Source organism: Streptomyces sp. NPDC059567 (genome assembly GCF_042735655.1).
Classification (GTDB): domain Bacteria; phylum Actinomycetota; class Actinomycetes; order Streptomycetales; family Streptomycetaceae; genus Streptomyces.
Genome location: NZ_JBHWBS010000016.1, coordinates 54,008 through 73,541, shown reverse-complemented (window position 1 = coordinate 73,541; position 19,534 = coordinate 54,008). Strand labels below are relative to the sequence as shown.

Sequence of the window (19,534 nt, the reverse complement as noted above, 5' to 3'; positions counted from 1 at the left end):
CGAGCAGAACGGATCCCGACCGCCCTGACCGGTCCTACTCGGCGCCGCGGGCCAGGTCGAGCGCGTACTGCTCGAACCACTCCCCCGCCTTCGGACCGCCCTTGCAGTCACCGTCCGACTCCCCCGGCCGCTTGATCCACAGATACGCCTTGACCAGCGGGTCCGCGGTGCGGACGGTCGGGGGCTCGCCGAGCGCGCGGCCGGGCGGGTTGCACCAGTTCTCCCGCGGATCGCCCTCGGTGTAGGGGCCGTTGCCGTTGCGGCTGGTGTCGACGACGAAGGGCTTGCCGCCGATCCGGTCCGACAGCTGCTTGCCGTAGGCCGTACTGGCCTCCGTGGTCTGGAAGTTGGAGACGTTGACCGCGAAGCCGTCGGCATCCCCGACGCCCGCACGTCGCAGCGGCTCGAAGATCTCCTCCGGCTTGCCCCAGCCGGCGTTCCCCGCGTCCAGGTAGACGGTGACGCCCGGCTGGCGCTTCAGCCGCTGGACGGCGCCCTTCAGCAGCTCGTACCGCTCCTCGTGGTACTGCTGCTCGGTGCAGCCGTCGACCATGTGCATCACCGCGTCCGGCTCCAGGACGACGGTGGCATGCCGCTCACCGATGCCCCGGGCGACCTTCTCGACCCAGTCGCGGTAGGCGCCGGCGTCGGCCGCGCCGCCCGCGGAGTGCTGGCCGCAGTCGCGGTGCGGGATGTTGTAGAGGACGAGCAGCGCCTCGCGGTCGGCCTGGTGGGCGGCCAGGGTCAGCGACCTCGCCTCGTCCTCGGGCCGGTCCGTGCCGACCCACTCGCCGGCCGGCTGGGAGGCGATCTTCTCGACGAGCTCGGCGTCCGCGGCGCGGCCCGCCTTCGTGTACGCGGCGAGCTGCCTGGCCGCCTTGCCCTGCGGGTTGACCCAGAAGGGGTCCGTCTCCTTGGGCTGCTGGGTACCCGACTGCGGTGGGGCTGTGCCCTTGTCCCCGCCGTCCCCCGAACCTCCGCCGGACGATGTGCAGGCCGACAGCAACAGCGCCGCGGCCAGCGGCACGGCGCAGGCCAGGCGGGCACGTCCGGTGCGATGTGCGTACATCCACTCCCCCTTGGGTGTACGGAACCGTACGGAACCGGTCAGGACAATCGTGGCACAAAGGAGGTCTGGGCCGGGACCGGAAGCCCGTTCTACAGTTGCGGCACCCGAACCTCCCGCGGCGGCGCCGGGCTTCTCCCGCAGCCCGCGCGCCCGCGGTCGAGGACCGGCCCGGCCGTCGGGCACGCGGGACGTGGTCCGCCGGCCGGGCCGGTGGCGGCGGGCGCTCCTCCTCCCGGGCCTCGCCGCGCGACGTGCCTCGCCCGTGCGTCAGGCCTTGCCCGTGCGTCAGGCCTTCTTGCCCGTGCGTCAGGCCTTGCTCGTGCCGGTGAGGTACGCGGAGACGACGACGTTCGCCGTGTACGCACCGGCCTTGCGGTCGAAGGTGCCGCCGCAGGTGATCAGGCGCAGCTCGGCCCGGTCGGCCTGGCGCTGCCCGTACACCTTCCGCGCGTCGAACCGCTCCCTGGGGAAGACCTGGACGTCGTCGATGGTGAACTCGGCGACCGTGCCGTCCGTCCGGGTCACCCTGACGGTCTCACCGGGGCGGGCGGAGCTGAGGCCGTAGAAGACGGCGGGCTTGGTCGCGGTGTCGACATGGCCGACGAAGAGCGCCGCGCCCTCGGCGCCCGGCCGGGTGCCGGTGCGGAACCAGCCGACCGAGTGGGGCATCTCGAACGGCGGCGGGTCCACCGCGCCCGCGGCGTCCAGGCCGCGCCCGACGACGGGGGCGGCGATGCCGAGGGAGGGGATCTCGACCCGGCGCGGCTCGGCGGGCTGCAGGGGGCGGTGCGCCGGAGGCAGCGGGGCGCCGAGAGGACGGCCGACGGCGGCCATGTCACCGGTGGTCGGGGCCGAGCTGCTGCCCGGCCCTTCGGTGATCTCGCGGCCCCAGAGCCAGAGGCCGAGGAGCAGGAGGGCCCAGGCCACGCCGGTCAGCATCCGCCCGGTGCCGGCCTGACGGCTCGCGTCGGACACGGTCAGTCCGCGCCAGGCGTCGCGCCCGTGCGGCGGCGGCGCGCGCTGCGGAAGGCGACGGCCACCGCGGCGATCGCGGCCATACCGAGGCCGACCAGGGTGTACGGGGTGCCGAGGCCGCTCTCGGTCGTGGTCTGCGCGACACCGGGCGCGGCGGGTACCGGGACCGCCAGGGCGGCGCCTCCGCCACCGGCCCGGACCGGGGCCACGGGGCTCGGGTGGTGCGTCGGCCGGTGGGTCGGCTCGAGCGTGGCCTCGTGGGTCGTCTCGGGCCTGTGCTTCTCGACGTGGACCACGCCGACGTCCCGGTGCTCGCGGCCGTCGCAGGTGACGCTGACCTTGTACGTGCCCTTCTGGAGGCCCGACTTGATCGTGGTGTCGCCGAAGAGGGCGTACTCGCCCCCGTCACGGCCGGTGAGCTCGGCGTCGGCGACGAACGCATGGGACCTGGCGGCGCCGGTGGTGCCCTTGCAGCCCTGGACGCGGACGTCGACATCGGCGCCGGGCTTGACGGTGGACGGGGTGACGGTGACCTTGACGCCGTCCCCGGCAAAGGCGGTACCGGCCGTGGGTGCCAGTACCAGGATGGCGGCCGCCCCTGCGGCACGGAGAGCAATGGGACCTGAACGCATCGTGACCTCCTGGTAGTGGAAGGTTCACCCGCTTCCGGTCGTTTCGCATCCGCAGGGGCCCGACCGGGGCATGCCCCGGGGCCGACCGGCGGTTACACGCGCTCCACGAGGTCGGCGATCGAGTCGACGATCTTGGAGGGACGGAAGGGGAAGCGGTCGATCTCCGCGCGCGTCGTCAGACCGGTGAGGACCAGGAAGGTCTGCATCCCCGCCTCCAGGCCGGCCAGGATGTCGGTGTCCATCCGGTCGCCGATCATGGCGCTGGACTCGGAGTGGGCGCCGATCGCGTTGAGGCCGGTGCGCATCATCAGCGGGTTGGGCTTGCCCGCGAAGTACGGGTCCTTGCCGGTGGCCTTGGTGATCAGCGCGGCGACCGAGCCGGTGGCCGGGAGCGGGCCTTCGAGGGAGGGGCCGGTCTCGTCGGGGTTGGTGCAGATGAAGCGGGCGCCGGCGTTGATGAGCCGGACGGCCTTGGTCATGGCCTCGAAGGAGTACGTCCGGGTCTCGCCGAGGACCACGTAGTCGGGGTCGTGGTCGGTGAGGACGTAGCCGATGTCGTGGAGCGCGGTGGTCAGGCCGGCCTCGCCGATGACGTAGGCGGTGCCGCCGGGGCGCTGGTCGTCGAGGAACCGGGCGGTGGCGAGCGCCGAGGTCCAGATGTTCTCCACGGGCACGTCCAGGCCCATGCGGGCGAGGCGGGCGTGCAGGTCGCGGGCGGTGTAGATCGAGTTGTTCGTGAGGACCAGGAAGGGCTTCCCGGTCTCCCGCAGCTTCTTGATGAACGCGTCGGCGCCGGGGATCGGGACACCCTCGTGGATGAGGACTCCGTCCATGTCGGTGAGCCAGGATTCGATCGGCTTGCGCTCTGCCATGTGCGGGGACTCCTGCCGTACAGAAATCGTGCGGTGTGCTGGGGGCGCCGCGACAGCGCTGTGGCGACGCCCCCAGCCTAATCAGGATGCGGTGACCTTGACCCCGTCGATCACCCAGTACCAGTTGTTGGAACCGGTGTAGCGGAAGCGGAAGCTCACGCTGGACGCCCCTGCGGGGACGTTCACGGTGAGCGACTGCGGCTGGGAGATCACGTCGGAGGTGTAGCTCTTGACGACGGTCGGCGTGCCGCCGTTGAAGGAGGCCAGGACCTGGGCGGTCTGGCTGCCCTCCTGGCGGTAGAAGGTGGTGAAGTCGAGGGAGACGCGGGTGGCTCCCGAGAGGCCGTACGCGGGGGTGACCAGCGTCGAGTCGTACGTACCGGAGAAGGTCTTGTCGGCCCACTCGTCGGAGTCGGCGACGGCGAAGACGCCCCGCGCGCGGATGTTGAGCTCGCGGGACTGGTCGCGTTGGGTCCGGGACCAGAACTCGTCGGTGGCGAAGGCCCAGCCGCGCCACTCGGTCATGCCGCCGGTGCCCATCGCGTTGTTGATGACGGACCAGCCGCTCGGCGCGGTGTGGGTGAAGCCGAGGACGCCGGCCGGGATGCCGGTCTCGTCGACACGGCCGGAGAGGGACGAATGCAGCGCGTCGAAGGGGTCGGTGGAGCGCTGCTGGATCGGCTTGCCGTCGAGGCCCCAGGAGGCGTCGGGCGCGATGCCGAGCTGGTGGAAGACGGTGGCGGCGACGTCGACGAGGCGGGTGTCGATGGGGCGGGCGCCGGCGGCGATGCCGGGGCCCTGCGCGAGGACGAAGGTGCGGCGCTCCTCGATGGCGGAGCCGCCGTGGCCGCCGGCGTCGGTGTGGCCGTGGTCGGTGGTGACGATGACCGTCCAGCGCTCGGTGGCGTACGACGGGCGGGCCTTGATCGCGGCGAGGAGTCGGCCGAGGTAGCCGTCCTGGACGTCGATGGCGTCGAGGTACTTGGTGCTCTTGGCGCCGTAGGTGTGGGCGATCTCGTCGGTCTCGCCGAAGTAGACGAAGAGGACGTCCGGGTTCTGGTTCCGGAGGATGTCCTCGGTGGTGTCGGTGATGATCTTGTCGTTGACGGCGTAGTTGTTGTCGTAGACGAGCTTGGCGTCGGCGCCGGGGGTGACCGTGCCGTGCGTGTCGAGCTCGGGCCAGTCGACGGCCGCGAAGAGCGAGAGGTCGGGGCGGACCTGGTTCAACCGTGCCAGGAAGCCCGGGTACTTGGCGTAGTTCTTGCCGGCGAAGGTGTTGTCCTTCACGCCGTGCTTGTCGGGCCAGACACCGGTGGAGATGGTCGACCAGCCGGGGCCGGAGGAGGTGGCGGCCATCGGGTTGGCGTAGAGCAGCGACAGGCCGTACGTGCCGTTCGCCATCAGGGACTTGAGGGTCGGGGCCTTGGCCGCGTCGATCCTGTCGTACCGCAGCCCGTCCATGCCGACGACGAGCACCTTGTCCTCGCTGGTGCCGTTCGGGAGCGTGGGGGCGGCCGCGCGGGCGGCGGGCGCGGTGGCCACGCCCGTGGCGGCGACGGCCGCCGCGGCGCCCGCGGCGGCGAGCACCGTACGGCGGGACAGGCCGGTGGACAGGCCGGTGGATATGCCGGTGATCGGCATCTCGGATCCTCCGTAGAAGGGGGTGAGGACACGCCAACGCCCCCGATTCCTCGGGGGCGTTGGTCCGTACCCGTTATCTTTCCGCTACATGCGGAGGGATTCCAGGGTCCGTGCGGTGAACTCTTGGAAGCCCGTGGTGAGCTTCGGGTGTCAGCTGCCGGTCGCCGTCTTCCAGGCGTCGACGTAGGCGGTCAGGTTCTTGTCGATGTCGGCCCAGTTCGGCTCGAAGATCTCGACGCCCTCCATCAGCTTCGCGAGCGCGATGGCGTTGGCGTCGGTGGCCTTGACGTCCTTGCGGGCCGGGAAGCCGCCACCGATCGCGCTGACCTCGCGCTGGGCCTGCTCGCCCAGCATGAAGTCGAGCAGCTTCTTGCCGTTCTCGCTGTGCGGGGCCTTGTTCACCAGGCCGGCGGCGTACGGCAGGGCGAAGCTGGTGGGCTTGGAGCCGTCCTTGGCCGGGAACCAGATGGCGAGGTTCGGCATGGACTTGGACTGGGCGAAGTTCATCTGGACGTCGCCGTTGGCGACGAGGATCTCGCCCTTGTCGACCTTCGGGGCCAGCTTGGAGGTGGAGGAGGACGGGCCGACGTTGTTGGCCTGGAGCTTCTTCAGGTACTCCATCGCCGGCTCCTGGCCGCCGAAGTCGTGCATCGCCTTGATGACCACGGCCGTGCCGTCACCGGCGACACCGGGGGTGGAGTACTGCAGCTTGTTCTCGTACTTCGCGTCGAGGAGCTCCTCCCAGGTCTTGGGGGCCTCCTTCAGCTGCTGCTTGTTGTGGATGAAGCCGAAGTAGTTGTTGACGACGGAGGTCCACTTGCCGTCGTCGGCCTTGTCGGCACCGTCGACCTGCTCGGCGCCCTTCGGGGTGTAGGCCTGGAGCAGCCCCTTGGAGTCGGCCTGCTGGATGAAGGGCGGCAGGGTCACGATGACATCGGCCTGCGTGTTGTTCTTCTCGCGGACGGCGCGCTGCACCATCTCGCCGGAACCGCCTTCGACGTACTTGACCTTGATGCCGGTCTGCTTCTCGAAGTCGGCGAAGACCTTGTCGTACCAGCCGTCACCCTTCTCCCCCTTGAGGCCGTCGGCGCTGTAGACCGTGACGACCTTCTCGTCGGAGGCGGTGGAGGAGCCGCCGCAGGCGGTGAGGCCGGCGGCGAGGGCGAGGCTGCCGACGACGGCGGCGATCGGCTTGACGAACTTGGACGAGGTACGCATAACGTCGTTCTCTCCTGGGTGACTCAGCGGTAGGACGCTTTGGTGCGGATACGGGAGACGGCGAGCAGGACGAGCAGGGTCGCGGCCATCAGGACCACGGCGAGCGCCGAGCCGGTGAAGAGGGAGCCGCGGTCGGTGGCCGTGAAGATCAGCACCGGGAGCGGCAGCCAGTCCGGCGGATAGAGCATCATCGTGGCGCTCAACTCGCCCATGGACAGGGCGAAGCAGAGCCCGGCGGCCGCGTTGAGGGACGGCAGCAGGAGCGGCAGCTTCACCCGGAGCAGGACGTACGAGGGACGGGCGCCGAGGCTGGCCGCCGCCTGCTCGTACATCGGGTCGAGACGGAGGATGGCGGCCGAGACCGACTGATAGGCGAACGCCGTGACAAGAACGGTGTGCGCCAGGATCACGATCCAGCGCGTGCCGTTCAGGAGCACGGGCGGCTGCGAGAAGGCGACCAGGACGGCGAGGCCGACGACGACCGAGGGCACGGCGACCGGCAGCATGAACAGCGCGTCGAGGACCCTCCGGCCCCTCGTGCGGAGGGCGGACGCGGCGAGCGCGGCCCAGGTGCCGATGGTCAGCGCGAGCAGGCTCGCGGTGACCGCGGTGACCAGGCTGGTGGTCAGCGCCTGCAGCGACTCGCCGCGCACAGCGGCCGTGTAGTGCTCCGCCGTCGGCCCGGAGGGGAAGGCCCCGGACCAGTGGGTGGAGAACGAGGCGGCGAGGATCACGAGGAGCGGGAGGGCGAAGAGCGGCACGAAGAGGACCGCGAAGAGCGCCCAGGCCGTCCACTTGCCCGTACGGCTATGCACCAGCACGACGGAGCCTCCCTTCCGATGGCCGCCCTCGCAGCGTTCGGCGCCGGGGCGCCTCGCGCGCTGCGGACGTCTGCGTCGGCCTCCGGCCGCCGGACTTGGTCACTGCCCGATAGATCGCGTAGAGGCCCACGGAGATCGCGACGTTGACGACGGCGACGACACAGGCGGCGGCGTAGTCGGACTCGAGGATCGCCTTGCCGTAGACGAGCATCGGGAGCGTCGTGACGCCCTTGGCTCCGGTGAAGAGGACGATCCCGAACTCGTTCAGACACATGACCAGGACGAGGCTCCCGCCGGCGGCGAGCGCGGGCAGCGCCTCGGGCAGGATCACCCGCCGGACGATGCGCAGCGGCTTCGCCCCGAGTGAGGAGGCGACCTCCAGCTGAGCGGTCTCCATCTGCGAGAACGCGGCGAGGAGCGGACGCACCACGAAGGGCGTGAAGTACGTGATCTCGGCGAGGAGGACACCCCACGGCGTGGTCAGGAACCGGAAGGGCCCCGACTCGGCGCCCGTGACGTCCGTCCACAGACCGTTGGCCATGCCGACCGTGCCGTAGAGGAAGAGGAGCGCGAGCGTGATGAGGAAGGAGGGGAAGGAGAGGAAGACGTCGATGAACTTCGACACCGCCTTCCCTCCGGGAAACGGCACGAACGCGATGACGAGCGCGAGCACGAACCCGAGGACGAGACACCCGACGGTGGCCCCGACGGCCAGCCACACGGTGGTGACCAGCGCGTCCTGAAAGGCCTGGGATCCGAGCACGTCACCGTAGGCACCGGGGGCGAGGGATTCCTGGACGACGAGGGCGAGGGGGTAGAGGAAGACGAGAGCGAGTACGGCGACGGGGGGCAGGGCCCACAAGACCGTTGTGGACATACGTTCCGCAGGGGCGGGACGGGTGGGCACAACGGACGGTGCCTTTGCGGGCGCGTCCGCCCCAGGTGCCCCGCCACGTGGACGGTCAGCCGTCATGACCGGCCCCTTGGGGTCACTCATCGGTCACCCCGCCCCCCAGCAGCACCCCGTCCTCCGGCGCGAAGTGCAGGACCACGTCGTCGCCGAGCGCCGGCGTCTCCCGCAGCTCCCGCACGTCCGCCTTCACCCGGTGGCCTCCGACGTCGACGTACAACCGATGCGTGGACCCCCGCCACTGCACCTCCGCGATCCGCCCCCGCAGCGCGTTCGGCCCCTCCCCCACGCCGATGAGGTGGGGCCGTACGCACAGGGTCGCGGCGGCCCCGGGGGCCACGCCGCCCGTGGCGACCTTCAGCTCGGTGCCGCCGAATGCCACCCCGCCCGCACCCACCGTCACCGGCAGCAGGTTCGCGTTGCCGACGAACGACGCCGTGAACTCCGTACGCGGACGGCGGTACAGGTCCTGCGGCGTGCCGCAGTCCCGGAGCCGGGCCTTGTCCATGACGGCGATCCGGTCGGCGAGGGTCAGCGCCTCGACCTGGTCGTGAGTGACGTACAGGATCGACACGTCCGGCAACTCCCGGTGAAGCCTGGCCAGTTCGGCCAGCATCCCGGAACGCAGCTGCGCGTCCAGCGCGGACAGCGGCTCGTCGAGGAGCAGGACGTTCGGCCGGATGGCCAGCGCCCGTGCGATGGCGACGCGCTGCTGCTGTCCGCCGGACAGCTCGCGCGGGTAGCGCTCGGCATAGGCCGCCATCCCGGTCATCTCCAGGGCCTCGGCGACCCGCCCGGGTATCTCGCCCTTCGGCGCCTTCTGCGCCTTCAGGCCGAAGGCCACGTTCTCCTCGACCCGCATGTGCGGGAAGAGGGCGTACTGCTGGACGACCATCCCGATCCCCCGCCGGTGCGGCGGGAGGTCGGTGACGTCACGGTCGCCGATGAACACCCGTCCGGAGACCGGCCGCACGAATCCGGCGACCGCTCGCAGGGCGGTGGTCTTGCCGGAGCCGGAGGGCCCGAGGAGGGCCATGACCTCGCCGGGTTCGACGGTCAGGTCGAGCGAGTCGAGCACGGTGTGGTTCCCGTACGCGACGGAGACGGAGTCGAAGCGGATGCCGCTGCGGGCACCGGCCGCGCGGGTCGCGGCGGGCGTGGCATGCGCCCCGGAGGTCCCGGCGTTCGCGGCGGTCGCGGGCGCAGTCATCGGTCCGCCTCCGCCCGCGCTATCGCCCCCGGCAGATCCGCGACCGAGGCCAGGACGTGCGTCGCGCCGTGCTCCTTGAGCGCGCCCTCGCCGTGCGCGCCCGTCAGGACGCCCGCGACGATCCCGGCGCCCGAGCGGCCCCCGCTGAGCATGTCGTACGAGGTGTCGCCCGCGACCACGATCCGCCGGACGTCGTCGACGGCTCCCGTACGGAGGAAGGCCGCGAGGACCATGTCCGGGTACGGGCGCCCCCGGCCGCCGGCGTCCGCCGGGCAGAGGGTCAGCTCGACCAGGTCGGGCCAGCCGAGCGCGTCGAGGATCGCGTCCTGGGTGACCCGGGCGAACCCGGTGGTCAGGACGACCGTCCGGCCCTGTTCCTTCAGCTCGGCGATCGCCTCGGCCGCGCCGGGGATCGGGGCGATCCGGCCACCGGAGACCAGTTCCCCGTACGCCGCCTCGAAGGCGAGGTTGGCCTGCTGGGCGCGGGTCTCGTCGCCGCCGAAGAGATGGCGGAAGACGGAGATCTTGGACTCGCCCATGGTGGCGCGGACGTAGTCGATCATCGTCGCCGGGTCTTCGCCGAGGCGCTCGGCGGCGGCCGTGAAGGCCTGCTCGACGAGGCCGCCGTCGGCGACCGTGGTGCCGGCCATGTCCAGTACGACGAGGTCGTGCTTGCGGTTCTCGGTCACGGTGTTCACCAGCCCAGTTCGTTCGCGGTCGTCTCGGCGATGGCGGGCGAGCAGGTCATGCCGCGTCCGCCGGGTCCGGTCACCAGCCACACGCCTTCGCGGACCTGCTGGCGGTGCACGACCCGGCTGGTGTCGGTGCACTGCGCGTACACGCCCGCCCAGCGCCGCCGGATCTTCGGCAGCGGGCGGCCGAGGAAGGACTCCACGACGCGGGTGAGGTGCTCGTAGGGGTCTTCGAGGGTGTCGAAGGCGAAGGGGTGCTCGTACTCGTGGGTGTCGCCGATGGTCAGTCCGCCGTCGAGGCGCTGGACCATCAGGAGCTGCATCTTGTGCGCGGCGGCGGTCGAGTCCTGCGCCTGGCCCGCATTGAGGGCGTCGAGAGCCTCCGACGCGTATGCCGGGTAGTAGCGGAAGGAGTCGGCGTCGGCGACGGAGGTGGTCAGCGGCTCGCCGAGCGGGTCGGTCTGCATCATCTGCAGCCGGACGCGTCGGACGGGGATGTCGCCGGCGATCTCGCGGACGAGGCCGCCGAGCGCGGCGCCGGTGCAGAGGACGACGACGTCGCCGGTGTGGACCTCGCCGCGGTCGTCGCGGACGGCATGCCCGCCGACGACGTCCCGCACCTCGCGGTTCGGCAGGAAGGTGTACTTGCCCGTGGCCAGGAGAGCCTCGCGCAGGGCGAGTTGGGCGGTGCGCGGCTCGACTGCGGCGTCGCGCTCGCACCACAGGGCGGCCTCGAACACCCCGCGCAGGGCGGGGTTGACGGCGCGGGCCTCGGCGGCGGTCAGCAGCTTGTAGCCGCGGGCCGCCGCGTCGGGCCGGGCCAGGGCCGCCTCGGCGACGGCCAGTTCCAGCTCGTTGCGCACGGGAGTGAGCGAGCCGATCGCCCGGAAGCCCAGTCCGGGGACGCGAGCGCCGATGCCCTCCCACAGTTCGCGGGCGCGCAGCGCGGTCTCCAGCTCCTCTCCGCCCGCCCGGCCGCTCACCCATATCTGGCCGAAGTTGCGGAGCGAGGCTCCGCGCGCCTCGGCCTCGCGCTCGATGTGTACGACCTCGTGGCCGCGTTCCACTGCGTGCCAGGCGTGCATGGTTCCCACCACGCCGGCTCCTACGACGATCACCTTCATGCCGTTCACCGTCCTGGCGATGGGTGGCCCGGACGGATCCGGTGGGCAACGGGACGGTGAACGGCCCGACAAGGTTGGCCTAGACCCGTTACCATTCCGTTATCAAGGGAGCCCCGGTGGACGCCTACGCGCCGTTCGATCAGCCCTGATGCCCCAGGTGGGCGGTGAAGCTGAAGCGGTCACCGCGGTAGAGCGTGCGGACGCGCTCTAGGGGGCGGCCGGAGGTGTCCCGGGAGATCCGGTGGATCAGCAGCATCGGGAGCGCGGGCGGGGTGCCGATGAGCAGGGCCTCGCGGGGGGTGGCGAGGACGGTCTCGATGCGCTCGTCGGCATCGCCGAAGGTGATGCCGAGCTTCTCGCGGAGGTAGGCGTAGAAGGAGGAGTCGGGGTCGAACTCGGTGTCGAGGCGCGGGGCGCGGGCCTCGGAGACGTACGTGCTCTCCAGGCCGACCCGCTCGTCGTCGGCGAGCAGCACGCGCTCCATGTGCCAGACGGGCTCGCCGCGTTGGACGCCGAGCTCGGGCGCGAGGGCGTCGGGGCAGGGGAAGCGGTCGAGGGTGATGAGCGAACGGCCGGGCCGGCGCCCCTGGCGTCGTACGCCCTCGGTGTAGCTCGCCAGCGAGAGCGGCTGCTCCAGCTTGGGCCCGGCGACGACGGTCCCCCGCCCCTGGCGGCGCAGCCGCCCTTCGAGGAGCAGCTCGCGCAGGGCCTGACGGACGGTCTCCCGGGAGACCTCGTAACGGAGGGCGAGATCCCGCTCGGTGGGCAGGAGTCCGCCTTCGCCCAACTCGTCTATCAGCGAGGCGACTTTGGCCTTCACCGCGTAGTACTTGGGGATGCGGCCGTGCTCGGGGATGCCGGAGCGGATGGGGGCGCCAGGTGCCTGGTCGTTCGGGTAGTCCACCGGGGGATGCTCGCAGATGGGAATGAACGGGTGGGTGTACGGAGAGTGACCGGCGGGTTCTAGGCCCGGCGCCGACCGCGGCGGGCGGCGGCGACCAGCGCCGCGCCCGAGAGGAGCAACGCGCCGGAGGCGGGGGCGAGGGCGTTCGTCGACTCGGGTCCGGTGAGGGCGAGTTCGGGTCGGGTGGGGGCGGGAGGGCGGGTAGGGGCGGGTGGGCGGGTGGTCTGGCCGGTCGAGGGGGCGGGGGTCGGGCTCGTTTCGGCGTCCGTGCCGGTCGATTCCTCCGGCGCGATGGCCAGACGGTAGTCGCCGGACTCGCCGACCCAGTCCCCGTCGTCCCCCTGACGCTGCACGATCGCCGCGTTGACGACGACCTCGTTGGGCGCGGTGTCGTCATGGAACGCGAGGCGGACGCTGACGGTGACCGTGCCGCCTGCGGGGACGGCGAAGCCGGGGAATCCGTTGAACACCCCGATGTTCTCGTCCTCCTCGGTCTCCTCGAACTGCACCGGCCGCCAGCGGCTCGCCTCGGAGTCGTAGAAGTCGAGCTGGATCTGGGCGGGCCGGAGGACGCGGTCACGGTCGGCGAGGACCAGGACCGGGTGGATGCTGTGGCAGGCCTCGGAGGTGGTGTTGGTGAGGTCGACCTCGAAGGTCCGGAAGCCGGCGCCCGGGACGTAGGCGCCGGGGCCACTGTGGATCCGGGTGTCGAGGGGAAAGACGGGCTCGGCGGCGTTGCCGCAGGTGGGCGGCTTGTCCAGCCGCTGGACAGCGGGACCGGGACTCGGACCGGGATCGGCGCCGGCGGGGGTGGGGGTGGGGCTGGCGCCGGTGGGGTCGGCGTCGGCGGGGGTGGGGTCGGCGCCGGTGGGGTCGGGGGCGAGGCGCGGGCCGATTCCGGGGGCGGAGCCGAAGCCGGAGCCGAGGCTCGGGCCGCTTTCGAGACCGAGGCGGTCGGTTCCGGGACCGAGGCGGTCGGTTCCGGGGGCGAGGCGGTCGGTTCCGGGGGCGAGGCGGGTGGTTCCGGGGGCGAGGTGGTCAGCCCCGGGAGCGAGGTGGTCAGCCCCGGGGGCGAGGTGCTCGCTCGCCGAGCCGGGACGGTCCGTTCCGGGAGCGAGACGGTCGGCTCCGGGGGGAAGGTGGTCAGCTCCGGGAGCGAGGTGCTCGCTCGCCGAGCCGAGGCGGTCGGTTCCGGGGGCGAGGTGCTCGCTGCCCGAGCCCAGGCCGTCGGTTCCGGGGGCGGAGTGCTCGGTTCCGGTGTCGGTGCCGGAGCCGGGGGCCGGGCCGGGCGCGGGGTCCGCCGAGGACGGGGCGACGGCAAGCGCGAGGACGGCGGTTCCGGTCGTCGCCGCGGTCACACCGAGGGCGAGGGCGTTACGCAGTCGCATGGGCGGGTGCCTTTGCTGCTCGCGGGCGTACGGGACGGCCGCGACACTGCCACCCGGGCGCTGCGGGGTCGGGGAGCGACGCGGCGCGTGCCCCCGGACGGCCCGCCCATTCCGCCCGATCAGCCTATTTTCCGAAGATCGGACTGAGGATCAGCTGCGCCGCGCCCTCGGCGACGGCGTACGGGGTGGCGGTGCCCGCGACGGGGGTGCCCAGGCCCGCGTCGGCGAGGACCGCGCCGACGCCGTGCACGAAGACCTCGGGCGCGGCGGTCACGGCCCGGCCGCCGAGGACGACCCGGTCGATGTCCAGGAGCCGTACGAGATTCATGGCGCCGGTGCCGAGGATCCTGGCCGCCTCGGGGAGGTCGCCACGGGCCACGGCCCCGAGGCACAGGACCTCCATGCACCCGCGCCCGCCGCAGTCGCAGGGCGGGCCGTCGAGCTGGACGGTCTGGTGCCCGAACTCCCCCGCGCCGGTCCGCGCGCCCCGGTGGAGCGCGCCGCCCAGGACAAGGCCGGAGCCGAGCCCCGTACCGAGATGGAGGTACGCGAACGAGTCGGCGACCGGGGCGCGGAGGGCGAGCCCGAGGGCGGCGGTGTTGGTGTCCTTGTCGAGCTCGACGGGCAGCCCGAGCCGCCGCGCGAGCTCGTCCCGGAGCGGAACGTCCTCCCACTCCGGGTACCCGGTGACGCGCCCGGGGGTCCCGGTGAGGTGATCGAGGGGCCCGGGCATGGCAACGCCGACACCGAGGAGGGCGGGGGCCGAGGTATCAGGGCCCGGGGCCGCTTCGGACCCCGCGGTCTCGGAACCGGCGGTCTCGGAACCGGCGGTCTCCAGGGCCTCGCGCTCCGGGGTCGCAGCGATCCCGGCGCCCGAGGTCCCAGGCCCCTGGGCCCCGGAGCCAACCGAGGCGACGGACCCACCAGCCCCCGAGAGCCCACCGCCGACACCACCACCGGCCCCGGAGCCAACCGAGCCAACAGACCCACCGGCCCCGGAGGCCCCGCCCCCGATACCACCACCGGCCCCGGAGCCAACCGAGGCGACGGACCCACCGGCCCCGATACCCCCACCACCCACACCCACACCGGCGGCGCCGACCCGCCTCAGCGCGTCCACCTCCCGCTCCACCACCTCGAACACCGCGGACGCGCCCGCGCCCAGGTCCAGCGGGGCCCGGCGCACGGCCACCCGTACGCCCGCGAGGTCCACCAGGACGGCCGTCAGCTCGTCGCGGTCCAGGTGGACCCCGACCGCGTACGCCGCCGAGGGGACCAGCCGCAGGACGGTACGCGGCTTGCCGCCCGTCGAGGCGCGGTGGCCGGCCTCCCGCGCCAGGCCCTCCGCCCGCAGTCGCGCCGTGATCTTGCTGACGGCCTGCGGGGTGAGCCCGGTCCGGTCCGCCAGCTCCAGGCGGCTGATCCCGGCTTCCCCCGCCGTACGCAGCAGGTCGAGCACCAGCGCGGCGTTGTGGCTGCGCAGCGCCGGCAGATTGACGCCGGCGACGCTCGCCGCACCCGCCGTGCCCGTCACACCCACCGCACCCAACCCGCCCGCCCCACCGACCGCGCCGCCCCTGACACCCCTGACACTCCTGTTCACCACCCCATTCTCCCCCTCGCTTGCACTTTGGCAACAGCGTTGCTTAAGTGGGCTCCATGACTGGCACCGACACCGCCCCCCTCCGCGTCGGACTCGTCGGCTACGGCCTCGCGGGCTCCGTCTTCCACGCCCCGCTGATCGCCGCCACCGAGGGCCTCGTCCTCGACACGGTCACGACCGGCAACCCGGAGCGCCAGGCTCAGGCGCGCGCGGCGCACCCCGGCGTACGGGTCGCGGACTCCCCCGAAGAGCTGTGGGCGCGGGCGGACGAGCTCGATCTGATCGTCGTCGCCTCCCCCAACAAGACGCACGTCCCGTTCGCCACCGCCGCGCTCGAAGCGGGGCTGCCGGTCGTCGTGGACAAGCCGGTCGCCGGCACCGCCGCCGAGGCGCGAGGCCTCGCCGCGCTCGCCGAGGAGCGGGGCCTGCTACTCTCCGTCTTCCAGAACCGCCGCTGGGACAACGACTTCCTCACCCTGCGGGCGCTCATCGCGGACGGCTCGCTCGGTGACGTGCAGCGCTTCGAGTCGCGCTTCGAGCGCTGGCGCCCGCAGCTCAAGGGCGGCTGGCGCGAGTCCGGCGCGCCGGAGGAGATCGGCGGGCTGCTGTACGACCTCGGCAGCCACGTCGTCGACCAGGCCCTGGTCCTCTTCGGTCCGGCCGTACGCGTCTACGCGGAAGCGGACGTCCGGCGTCCGGGCGCCGAGACCGACGACGACACCTTCATCGCGATCACGCACGCGAACGGTGTCCACTCCCACCTGTACGCCAGCGCCACCACCGCCCAGCTCGGCCCGCGCTTCCGCGTCCTCGGGTCCGGCGCCGGTTTCGTGAAGTACGGCCTCGACCCCCAGGAGGCCGACCTGCGCGAGGGCCTGCTGCCGACGCCCGGCACGCCGTGGGGCGTGGAGCCGGAGTCGATGTGGGGCGCCCTCGGTGCCGGCGAGTCCCCGCTGACCGGCGGCGGCACCCGGGTCGAGACACTGCCGGGCGACTACCCGGCGTACTACGCGGCCGTCGCCGCCGCCCTCCGCGGAACCGGTGCGAACCCGGTCACCGCCCTCGAAGCCGCGGCGACCCTGGACGTCCTGGAGGCGGCGAAGCGCTCCGCCCGCGAGGGAATCGCGGTGACGCTGTGAGCGAGGTCGCCACGATCGAGGCCCAGGAAGCCCACCTGACCCTCCCCCACTTCACGTACGACGACGCCTGGGCGCTCGGCTCGCTCCTCGTCGGTCTGGCGCGCGAGCGCGAGGCGCCCGTCGCGATCGACATCCGGCGTGGCATGCAGCAGCTCTTCCACTGCGCGCTGCCGGGGTCGAGCGCGGACAACGACGCCTGGATCGACCGGAAGCGACGGGTCGTCGAGCGGTACGGCGAGAGCTCGTTCCTCGTCGGCGCCCGTTTCCGGGCCAAGGGAACGACGTTCGAGCAGTCCTCGCGCCTCGACCCCGACCGGTACGCCGCCCACGGCGGTTCGTTCCCGATCGCGGTCGACGGCGCGGGCGTGATCGGCTCGGTCACCGTGTCGGGGCTGCCCCAGGCCGAGGACCACGCGATGGTGGTCGAGGCACTGGGCCTCCTGCTGGACGGCTTCGCCGCGTAGGCCGTTTCGTTCGGATCACCGCGCAGACCAGAGGAAGATGCCCGCGATGTGGAGTCCGGCCAGGTAGATGGCCGCGGTCCTCTCATGGCGGATGGCGATGCCTCGCCACGGTTTCAAGCGGTTGATGCGGCGTTCGACGGTGCTGCGCTGCTCGTATGCCTCGCGGTCGAAGGCGGGTGGCCTGCCGCCCCGGCTGCCGCGCCGCAGCCGGTGGCCGCGCTGATCGGCCGGAACGGGGATGACCGCCCGGATACCGCGCTTGCGCAGGTGCTCGCGGATCGCGCGGAGGATGCCGGGCAGCCGGTGGGTGGCGGTCGTGCCGAGTGGCCTGCCCGGCGTCAGGGGCGGCCCGAGACTCACCCGTGACCTGCGGAAAGATCCACGACGGGGGTTACCGCGGGTTCCGTCGCCACGCGCACAGGATCGTCACCGAACCGACATACCGAGCGGTCGGAAACCCCCTTACGCAGAGGCTATACCCATGAGTAACGTACGCGGACCACCAGCGCCACCCGCCCGTTCCCCGGGGCGGCAAGGAGCGAGATCCATGTCGTACCACCAGCCTTTCCCCGGCCCACCGTCCGTACCCCAGCACCGGAATGCCGGGCGGCACCGCCAAGAGGCGGCGTCGCAGTCCTGGGAGGGTGGATCGCCGTCCTGGGACACCGATCCACAGGCAGCCTGGGACTCGTCCCCGCGAGCGTGGGACTCCTCGCCGCAGGGCTGGGACTCCGCGCAGCAGCCCTGGGACGCGTCCCCGCAGCCGCAACCGCCCGCCGCCACCGACGATCGCGATGATCTGCACCGGCTCGGATCGGCCTACCGCAGGCTCCGTCGCGTCGCCACCTTCACCGCGCTCGGCTACTTCGTCATCTTCCTTTTCCTGTCCGGCTACGCCCCCTCGATGATGACCAGCAGCATCACCGGTGGTCTCACCACCGGTCTGGTCCTGGGGCTCCTGCAGCTGCCCGTGGCGCTGGCCGCGATCGCGCTGTACGAGCGGATCGCGCGCAACCGCGTCGACCCGCTCGCCGCGGCGATCCGCGAACGCGCCGAGCAGGCGGCCGCGGCAGCCGCGCCCCGGCCGGAACGCCAGAGCCGCTCCGGACGTCCCGCGTGGCAGCAGCCCACGGGAGGTGCGCGCGCATGACCAGCTTCAGCTCCGAGGCCCAGACCATGTCGCTGATGGCGTTCATCGCGGTCATCACCGTCACGCTGCTGCTGTGCGTGATGACCGGCCCCGACCGTGACGACCTGGGCGATTTCTACACCGGCTACCGCTCGCTCTCCCCCGTGCAGAGCGGCCTCGCGATCGCCGGCGACTACATCTCCGCCGGCACCGTGCTCGGCACCATCGGCATCATCGCGCTCGTCGGCTACGACGGCGTCACGCTCGCCCTGAGCACCGTGCTCTCGCTGGTCCTGATGATGTTCCTGCTCGCCGAACCGCTGCGCAACGCCGGCCGGTTCACGATCGGCGACGTCTTCACCCGGCGTCTCCCCGGCCCCGCCGTGCGGATCGCCACGGCCGCGGTCACCCTGACCGCACTGCTGCCGCTGGTGATCTTCCAGCTCGCGGGCGCCGGCGATCTCCTCTCCGTCGTCCTCGGCTTCGACGCCGACGGCTTCAAGACCGGCGCGATCGTGTTCCTGGGCCTGCTGATGATCGCGTACGCGGCGATCGGCGGCATGAAGGGCACCGCCTTCATCCAGATCGTCAAGACGGTCGTCCTGCTCGGCGCGTCCCTCGCGATCGCCGCGCTCATCCTCAACCGCTTCGACTTCAGCCTGCCCTCCCTGCTGGACGCCGCCAAGCGCGGCAGCGGGGCGGGAGACGCCTATCTCGCCTCCGGTCTGCAGTTCGGCGGCAACGAACTCGACATGATCAGCACTCAGTTGACGGTCGTGCTCGGCGCCGCGGTGCTGCCGCAGATCACCATGCGCATGTTCACCGCGCGCAGCGCGGCAGCCGTGCGGCGCTCGATGTCCTGGGCCGTGTCGACCGTCGTCGTGACCTGTCTGCTGATCGCCGTCATCGGCTTCGGCGCGGCGGCGATCGTCGGCCACCAGGGGATCGTCGCCGGCGACCCGCAGGGCAAGACAGCGTTCCTCATGGTCAGCCAGGCCGTCATGGGCACGGACCAGACGACCGTCGAGACACTGCTGTTCACCGCCGTGGCGACAGCCATCTTCCTCACCCTGCTGGCCTCGGTCGCCGGGATCACCCTCGCCTGCGCCAACACCCTGGCGCACGACCTCATCACGCACGGGCTGCGCCGCAAGGCGCATCTGAAGGGTTCCACAGAGATGGCCATCGCCCGGACCGCCGCGGCGGGCGTCGGGCTCGTGGCGATCGCGATCGCCGCCGGTGCACGGCATCTGAACCTTCAGGCACTGCTCACCCTGTCGTTCTGCATCGGCGCGTCCGCGGTCGCACCGGCCCTCATCTACAGCCTCTTCTGGCGCCGCTACTCCCGTACGGGACTGCTCTGCACCCTCATCGTGGGCAGCGCCTCCGCGTTCGTCCTCATGACCGGCAGCAACCTGGTGTCCGGATCGCCCCAGGCGATCTTCCCGGACCAGGACTTCAACTGGTTCCCGTTCACCACGTCGGGCATCCTCTCGGCCCCGCTGGGCTTCCTCGCGGGCTGGCTCGGCACGGTGCTCCACGAACGTGACCCGGCCGACCAGCGCATGCGGTACGAAGCGGTGGAGGAGACGATCCTGGCCGGCACACCCGCGGCGCACAGCGCGTCCGCGTCCTGACGCGCACGCCCCGACGAAAGGGCGCCCGCCCGTGAGTTACCGGCCGGGGGCCCTTACGGCTGTCCCGCGTTGGCCACGGCCGCGGCGTTGGATACAGCCGGGCGCG

18 protein-coding genes and 1 pseudogene are annotated in these 19,534 nt (G+C 72.2%); 4 read left to right on the top strand and 15 right to left on the bottom strand.

What is annotated here, in order from left to right; translation table 11 throughout:
• Window positions 1-34: 34 nt before the first annotated feature.
• The 14 genes from ACFVZW_RS10970 to ACFVZW_RS10905 all read right to left on the bottom strand — a co-directional run bounded on the left by ACFVZW_RS10970 (window position 35) and on the right by ACFVZW_RS10905 (window position 14,990).
• Complete coding sequence (locus ACFVZW_RS10970; protein ID WP_384519574.1) at window positions 35-1,069, bottom strand: glycoside hydrolase family 6 protein; 1,035 nt, start codon at window positions 1,067-1,069, stop codon at window positions 35-37.
• Between the two features lie 306 nt (window positions 1,070-1,375).
• Window positions 1,376-2,008 carry a class F sortase gene (locus ACFVZW_RS10965; RefSeq protein ID WP_384519611.1) on the bottom strand — a complete coding sequence of 211 codons (633 nt, stop codon included), beginning with the start codon at window positions 2,006-2,008 and terminating at the stop codon, window positions 1,376-1,378.
• Between the two features lie 38 nt (window positions 2,009-2,046).
• A complete protein-coding gene (locus ACFVZW_RS10960; RefSeq protein WP_384519572.1) occupies window positions 2,047-2,676 on the bottom strand; it encodes a hypothetical protein in 630 nt (209 codons plus the stop codon).
• A gap of 92 nt (window positions 2,677-2,768) precedes the next feature.
• Window positions 2,769-3,548, bottom strand: a complete 780-nt coding sequence (locus ACFVZW_RS10955) for an HAD-IIA family hydrolase (protein WP_384519570.1) — start codon at window positions 3,546-3,548, stop codon at window positions 2,769-2,771.
• 81 nt (window positions 3,549-3,629) lie between these two features.
• Window positions 3,630-5,189: an alkaline phosphatase family protein gene (locus ACFVZW_RS10950; RefSeq protein WP_384519568.1), complete on the bottom strand. Its 1,560-nt coding sequence runs from the start codon at window positions 5,187-5,189 to the stop codon at window positions 3,630-3,632.
• Between the two features lie 150 nt (window positions 5,190-5,339).
• The gene (locus ACFVZW_RS10945; RefSeq protein WP_384519566.1) at window positions 5,340-6,407 is read right to left on the bottom strand and encodes a 2-aminoethylphosphonate ABC transporter substrate-binding protein; all 1,068 of its coding nucleotides are present in this window, start codon (window positions 6,405-6,407) and stop codon (window positions 5,340-5,342) included.
• A 23-nt stretch (window positions 6,408-6,430) separates the two neighbouring features.
• Entirely contained in the window at window positions 6,431-7,228 is a 798-nt protein-coding gene (locus tag ACFVZW_RS10940; RefSeq protein ID WP_384519564.1) for an ABC transporter permease, read from the bottom strand.
• Window positions 7,215-8,201, bottom strand: a complete 987-nt coding sequence (locus ACFVZW_RS10935) for a 2-aminoethylphosphonate ABC transporter permease subunit (protein WP_384519562.1) — start codon at window positions 8,199-8,201, stop codon at window positions 7,215-7,217. The genes ACFVZW_RS10940 and ACFVZW_RS10935 overlap by 14 nt, the downstream gene beginning before the upstream one ends.
• Window positions 8,202-8,217: 16 nt before the next feature.
• The gene (locus ACFVZW_RS10930; protein WP_384519561.1) at window positions 8,218-9,348 is read right to left on the bottom strand and encodes an ABC transporter ATP-binding protein; all 1,131 of its coding nucleotides are present in this window, start codon (window positions 9,346-9,348) and stop codon (window positions 8,218-8,220) included.
• Window positions 9,345-9,998, bottom strand: a complete 654-nt coding sequence (locus ACFVZW_RS10925; protein ID WP_384519609.1) for an HAD family hydrolase — start codon at window positions 9,996-9,998, stop codon at window positions 9,345-9,347. Before ACFVZW_RS10925 ends, ACFVZW_RS10930 begins: the two co-directional genes overlap by 4 nt.
• A 44-nt stretch (window positions 9,999-10,042) precedes the next feature.
• Window positions 10,043-11,164 (bottom strand): TIGR03364 family FAD-dependent oxidoreductase, encoded by a 1,122-nt coding sequence (locus ACFVZW_RS10920; protein WP_384519559.1) that lies wholly within the window; start codon window positions 11,162-11,164, stop codon window positions 10,043-10,045.
• 139 nt (window positions 11,165-11,303) lie between these two features.
• Window positions 11,304-12,068 (bottom strand): GntR family transcriptional regulator, encoded by a 765-nt coding sequence (locus ACFVZW_RS10915; RefSeq protein WP_384519558.1) that lies wholly within the window; start codon window positions 12,066-12,068, stop codon window positions 11,304-11,306.
• Window positions 12,069-12,127: 59 nt separating this feature from the next.
• On the bottom strand, window positions 12,128-13,456 hold the full coding sequence (locus ACFVZW_RS10910; protein ID WP_384519556.1) for an LPXTG cell wall anchor domain-containing protein: 1,329 nt from the start codon (window positions 13,454-13,456) through the stop codon (window positions 12,128-12,130).
• 124 nt (window positions 13,457-13,580) lie between these two features.
• Complete coding sequence (locus tag ACFVZW_RS10905) at window positions 13,581-14,990, bottom strand: ROK family protein (RefSeq protein ID WP_384519554.1); 1,410 nt, start codon at window positions 14,988-14,990, stop codon at window positions 13,581-13,583.
• A gap of 125 nt (window positions 14,991-15,115) precedes the next feature.
• Here ACFVZW_RS10905 and ACFVZW_RS10900 point away from each other — a divergent pair, with 125 nt between their 5' ends.
• Together ACFVZW_RS10900 and ACFVZW_RS10895 are read left to right on the top strand one after the other, a co-directional pair.
• A complete protein-coding gene (locus tag ACFVZW_RS10900) occupies window positions 15,116-16,198 on the top strand; it encodes a Gfo/Idh/MocA family oxidoreductase (protein WP_384519552.1) in 1,083 nt (360 codons plus the stop codon).
• A complete protein-coding gene (locus tag ACFVZW_RS10895) occupies window positions 16,195-16,662 on the top strand; it encodes a heme-degrading domain-containing protein (RefSeq protein WP_384519550.1) in 468 nt (155 codons plus the stop codon). Before ACFVZW_RS10900 ends, ACFVZW_RS10895 begins: the two co-directional genes overlap by 4 nt.
• A 15-nt stretch (window positions 16,663-16,677) precedes the next feature.
• Here the strand turns inward: ACFVZW_RS10895 and ACFVZW_RS10890 are convergent.
• Window positions 16,678-16,947 (bottom strand): annotated as a pseudogene (locus tag ACFVZW_RS10890) (IS5/IS1182 family transposase); the annotation flags it as partial.
• A gap of 262 nt (window positions 16,948-17,209) precedes the next feature.
• Here ACFVZW_RS10890 and ACFVZW_RS10885 point away from each other — a divergent pair.
• Together ACFVZW_RS10885 and ACFVZW_RS10880 are read left to right on the top strand one after the other, a co-directional pair.
• On the top strand, window positions 17,210-17,812 hold the full coding sequence (locus tag ACFVZW_RS10885; RefSeq protein ID WP_384519549.1) for a DUF485 domain-containing protein: 603 nt from the start codon (window positions 17,210-17,212) through the stop codon (window positions 17,810-17,812).
• Window positions 17,809-19,428 (top strand): cation acetate symporter, encoded by a 1,620-nt coding sequence (locus ACFVZW_RS10880; protein WP_384519547.1) that lies wholly within the window; start codon window positions 17,809-17,811, stop codon window positions 19,426-19,428. The genes ACFVZW_RS10885 and ACFVZW_RS10880 overlap by 4 nt, the downstream gene beginning before the upstream one ends.
• Window positions 19,429-19,534 lie beyond the last annotated feature (106 nt).